This is a genomic window from Cupriavidus sp. UYPR2.512 (assembly GCF_000379565.1).
Lineage (GTDB): Bacteria > Pseudomonadota > Gammaproteobacteria > Burkholderiales > Burkholderiaceae > Cupriavidus.
In genome coordinates this window covers 1-4580 of record NZ_KB902948.1, presented here as the reverse complement: position 1 = coordinate 4580, position 4580 = coordinate 1, and the positions used below count along the sequence as shown (strand labels likewise).

Below are 4580 nucleotides of genomic sequence, written 5' to 3'. Positions count from 1 at the left end.
GCTTCATCGAGCGCTGCACTGGCCGTGCCGATCTGTCGGTAGACCGTCGGGCGGCTCACGCCGTTACGCTCAGCCAGCACACTGATTGGTTCGGTGCGCGCGAGGGCCTGAAGTGCGATCGCTTTGCGTTTGTCGGCGCTCAGTCTGCCCACGCCAGATCGGGTGTTTTGAGTCATGGATGCCGCAGATGAAAAAGGGGCACCATTATCGCCTGGCGCTCCAGGTGCCTCCTCATGTGTAACGCGCCTTTGAACCTCGCCTCCTCATGTCGGATGTAGCGGGCCATTAGCAGGTAGAGCGACTTCATGTGTTCGACCGTACGGAATGCCTGCCGGGCTCGGCCTTCCTGCGACCTGCCGCCAACAAGGGCAACGACAAAGGCTAGGGCTAGCTTCGTCTAATGAACCGGATCCTCCATACCGACGAGCCGAGCAGAAAGGGCTGCGATCCCGGCGGCAGGATCGACGCCGACCCAGGCGGCAAACCAGATCGGAGAAAAGGTGAGATTGCGGGTGGCGTTCGCCTTCCGCGAAACAATCTTGGCAACGGTCTTGTCATCAATCGATGATCGATTGATGATCGCCAGGATAAAGCCGAGGTTGCGTGCATTGACCCGTTTTTCGCGTAGCTCAGATAAGAGCTCCGGAGCAATCTGGTCCCATATCCAGTCGCCGTGCCAGGCTACGTCATAGAGCACGTAGTGGCTCTCTCCCTCCGCCGTCTCAGTAGTGAGCTCGAATTTGATCTCGTTCAGCAGGACTTCGCGGACTTGCGATGGGAACGAATTGTACAGTTGGGGGAGCCAAACAGGAAATCCGTTGAGCTCGTGCACGGCGTATCGCGTTGCGATCTCCGCTTCAGCCGGAAGGAGTAAAGATGGCCACGCGACAATCTCCCGCGCTTCGATGGACAGCCCCGTAAGACCGAAGATCGTCGAGAACGGCGTGGTGTTCGCGACGGCACCCTCGGAGCGGAGCAGAGGTCTGTTCTGTCGCCAGTATCCGACGGCGCCGTCCCGGAAAGCGAGTGCGACCTCCGGGCCGAATTCTTCGATAAGAGAGCGCCAGTTGCCCTCTGTCCACCAGTTGTGCTGACTTTCGACGGCATTCATCTGATCATAGAGGTAGTGCTGGTCTTTGGAGATCTCGCCGGGTTCTCCGAAATCGCGGATCCTATCCACTCGGCCCGCTAGAATCTGCTTCGCCTTCTCCTTGGCCGCCGCCGCCATCTTCGCCTCTTTCTCGGATCGGCGCTTCCAGGCCGCCTCCTGGCGTCTGAACTTGCTATGGTCCCACTTGGGGGGCTTGACCAACCTGTCTAACTCAGCAGCTACCTCAGGATTGGTCGACGAGGCCTCCTTGAGCGCGTCTCGCCACTGCCTCGGATGATCGTTCTGATTGTAGAGCGTGAAGGCGAGTGTCAACGCGACGAGTTTGTCGTCTAGGAGCGGCCGAGCTACGATCTGGTCGCTTATGTAGTCGAAGTCTGAGCCGTCGAAGGCCCAATAGGCGCCGAAGATCGGGGCTTGCCAGTAGTCGGTCAGCCGCTCGCCGCCATTGCGCTTCCGTCGCGCGCGCTCTTCGGCGATGCTATACCAGAACAATGCCCGGTTGAGCGCTGGCCATCCGCGGACCAGTTTTGACAGTGCTTTGCGCCCACCCTCGTATTCTCCGCGCCCGTAGGCCTCAGCGATCGGTAGCATTCGCAGGATCGAAAGCGCTGCCTTCTTCAGCGTAGCAGGATCGCGGCGTTCTATCTGCAGCGTCACGGCTTGGCCCGCGGCCTGGCAGAGCCAAATGTCTCTCTTGGAAATCTCGCAGTGCCGCTGCTCGACGACTGGTCTGCGTCTCAGCAGCTTGGCAAGCCCAGCGAGAAGTGTGGGAACGAGCATCGACGGAAGCGCGGTCACGTAGTTCGCGAGCGAATCCGAGAGCGAATCGGTCTTGTACCGCTTTTTGGGTGCTGCGAGCGCAAGGGCCGTAAGCAACCAGTCCACGTCGGCCTGCGTCTGCCCGAGGCCATTAACCAGCTCACCAAGCCAGCTTCTACGGAACGGCGGCGCTTCAGCAAGGAACGCCTCGCAAACCTCGGAGCAGTCCTGCCGCGATCCGACTTCGATCATTGCCCAGATGGCAGCTATCCTCGTATACTTCGCCCGCGAGTTTAGGGCGAACTGCTTGGCCTTGTCCGCGAGTGTAACGATCCCCCCTTGCTGGACCATGCGGAGAAGGAACCAGACGATGTCCTCGTCGTTGCTGTGCCTTTCTAGGAGTTCCCGGATGACCTCCGCAAGATCCGGGTTAGTGAAACGCTGCACTGCCGAATACTCGGTGGCACTTCGACCGTGCGCTGGTTGGGTGAGCTGCTCGCAAGTTTCGCGCAGAATTTGGGCGCGTGTGTCCACCGGCAGTTGCGCGGGATCGCCGCCCTCAAACAAGACCTCGGGCGCGAGCCGTATTACGCGCTCAAGGATCCGCCTGTCGAGCAGGGCTAGCCAGGGAAGAAGTGGGCGCATCGTTGGAATCACGACCTCGATACCGTATTGACGCCGGAAGAAGAGGTTTTCGATTTTCGCCCGCGACCCTTCGTCGACAAGCATGACGTTGAGCCATTCTGCTGTGAGAAATTCACGGACGGAACGGTGATGGAAACGCACGGTGCCGTAGATGCCCTCGTCAAATATTGGCCGCGTCAGGAGGGTCCGGCAATCAACGTCGTTCCAGTCGGTCAAGACTTCTTTGACAGGGAGGCCGCGCTCGTTCTGCTGACCGTCGGGCACACGGATAGCCGACTCCTTCGCAAGCGTCGCCGCCGCCGCGACAAGGCGTGCCCCCTCTCAAATGCGGTCCTTGGAGATTGGATGGGCGTCCGCGCGGTCCTGATCCCACTCCTCCAACCGCTTGTCGATGCTCGCCCGCATCAACTCGAGCCTCGAGCCGATCTTTCCGTTGGCGATCCAGAACTCGACGGTCTCGGCTAGGTCCAGCGGACGGGCCGTGAACGACCATGCATCGGCGCGATCCACCGCTTTCTTGAAGGCTTTGATGTCGGTGATGCCCTTAGCGCTGGCAAAGCGATCAACCTGTTCGCCAGCAAGATCGTCGAGCGCGACAATGCGGAAGGGTGATTTTTGACGCTTCGGCGCAGGGACGTCCTTGGTAGTCACGACTTCGGTGCCCCCCTGGTCCCGGTCGGGCTCGGTCGTCGGCGGCGTCCACGGAAGTGCCGCCTCGCAAATCAGAAGATCCGTCCTCGGCCTCCATGCGTCTGTGCGCCCGCTGATGATGACGTGGGCACGCTGAAGGACGCGACCGAGCTTACGTCCGATCTTACGTATGGCGCGTTCGAAGTCCTTTGGGTCTTTCAGCCGCGCTTCGTCGACGGAGTCCAACAGAATCCAGCCGTCCTCTCCAGAATTCACCCACTCCTCAAACTCCTCGAGCGTTCCTTCCTCGAAAGCGTCGTCGAAGTCTTGAGTGAGGTGTTCGATGCGCAGAAAGAATGCTTGCTTTGCACTGTGCCGTAAGTCGCGGCAGACATGTCGGAGCTCTTCGGTCTTTCCCGACCCTGCCTCGGAAAGGAGGACGACGCGTGGCTCTTCAAGCAGATCGGACCAGTGCGTAGGCTTGTCGCGGAGCGTCAGCCGGAACAGCTCGGACTCCTTGCCCTCCTCTTCGCTTAGTGCGAGATCGTGAAACGTCCGGTGAAGCTGGATAAACTCATCGAGATCGTTCGACATCTAATTTCCCTTGGCATCGTTACTGCCGAAAGACGGTGCATTAGTTTGCTCATCGTTAATTCTGGATTATGACGTGAACAAGATTTCACGGGATCATTACATAAGATGCGTCCGTGTATCCGCTGGGACCTTCAACGGATCGATACATCGATGCGAGAAGCGTTAAATTCCCGCCCGCAGACCGACGGGATCTGGCTGTTCGCGTATGGTTCGCTCATCTGGAATCCACTCCTCGATTTCACCCAGGAGCACGTATCCGAGCTGCTTGGTCGGCATCGAAGCTTCTGTCTGCACATGGTCTCCGGTCGAGGCCGTTCGGAGCGCCCGGAGCTGATGCTCTCTCTCGTCCCCGGCGGGTCGACGCATGGGGTGCCCATGGATGTGGTGAGCCTGACGACCGGCGCAGCATCCGTGGCTGCGGGAGGCGGCCACACCTGTGGCGCCACAACTGGAGGAGGAGTGCAGTGCTGAGGGCCTTAACAACAACGGCCAGCTCGGGAACATCAGCACTGCGAACAGCCTGGTGCCGGTGGATGTGGTTAGANTCATTTGATTACACACATCTCAGTCGTCAAGTTCACGGGCATACCGGAGACCGGCGGCGAAATCCACCACTCGCTGCAGGCCTTGCCAGATGGTCTTGACTCCGGGTTCGCCGTCGCCTTTGCGCGCCAGGAAGCCGCCGAGCATAGCGACCAAGCGCACGACCTCATTCAGACGCGGTGACGTCTTCGGCGGCTTCTTCTTGTTGAGAATGAATGCCGCGCGCCATTCATCGCGCTCGAACAACAGCCCTGCATCCAGGTCCGGGCAAGTTCGGCCCAGTCGCATCAACCGAGCG

4 protein-coding genes are annotated in these 4580 nt (G+C 59.8%); 1 reads left to right on the top strand and 3 read right to left on the bottom strand.

The annotated features are described in order from the left end of the window. Positions 1 to 397 precede the first annotated feature (397 nt). Positions 398 to 2779 carry a hypothetical protein gene (locus A3A5_RS38465; RefSeq protein WP_018310991.1) on the bottom strand — a complete coding sequence of 794 codons (2382 nt, stop codon included), beginning with the start codon at positions 2777 to 2779 and terminating at the stop codon, positions 398 to 400. Positions 2780 to 2836: 57 nt separating this feature from the next. Next, positions 2837 to 3739, bottom strand: a complete 903-nt coding sequence (locus tag A3A5_RS40260) for a hypothetical protein (protein WP_018310990.1) — start codon at positions 3737 to 3739, stop codon at positions 2837 to 2839. Positions 3740 to 3844: 105 nt separating this feature from the next. On the opposite strand from A3A5_RS40260, the gene A3A5_RS45660 reads away from it, so the two are divergent. Beyond that, positions 3845 to 4210 (top strand): gamma-glutamylcyclotransferase, encoded by a 366-nt coding sequence (locus A3A5_RS45660; RefSeq protein ID WP_081623894.1) that lies wholly within the window; start codon positions 3845 to 3847, stop codon positions 4208 to 4210. Between the two features lie 93 nt (positions 4211 to 4303). Here A3A5_RS45660 and A3A5_RS44725 read toward each other — a convergent pair. Then, positions 4304 to 4580, bottom strand: a 277-nt coding sequence (locus A3A5_RS44725) for an IS4 family transposase (RefSeq protein WP_304412936.1), incomplete at its 5' end; no start/stop codon positions are given.

Excerpts from the sequence above, each read along its gene's own strand:
- A3A5_RS40260 (WP_018310990.1), bottom strand. The coding sequence starts at position 3,739 with ATGTCGAACGATCTCGATGAGTTTATCCAGCTTCACCGGACGTTTCAC.
- A3A5_RS45660 (WP_081623894.1), top strand. The coding sequence starts at position 3,845 with ATGCGTCCGTGTATCCGCTGGGACCTTCAACGGATCGATACATCGATG.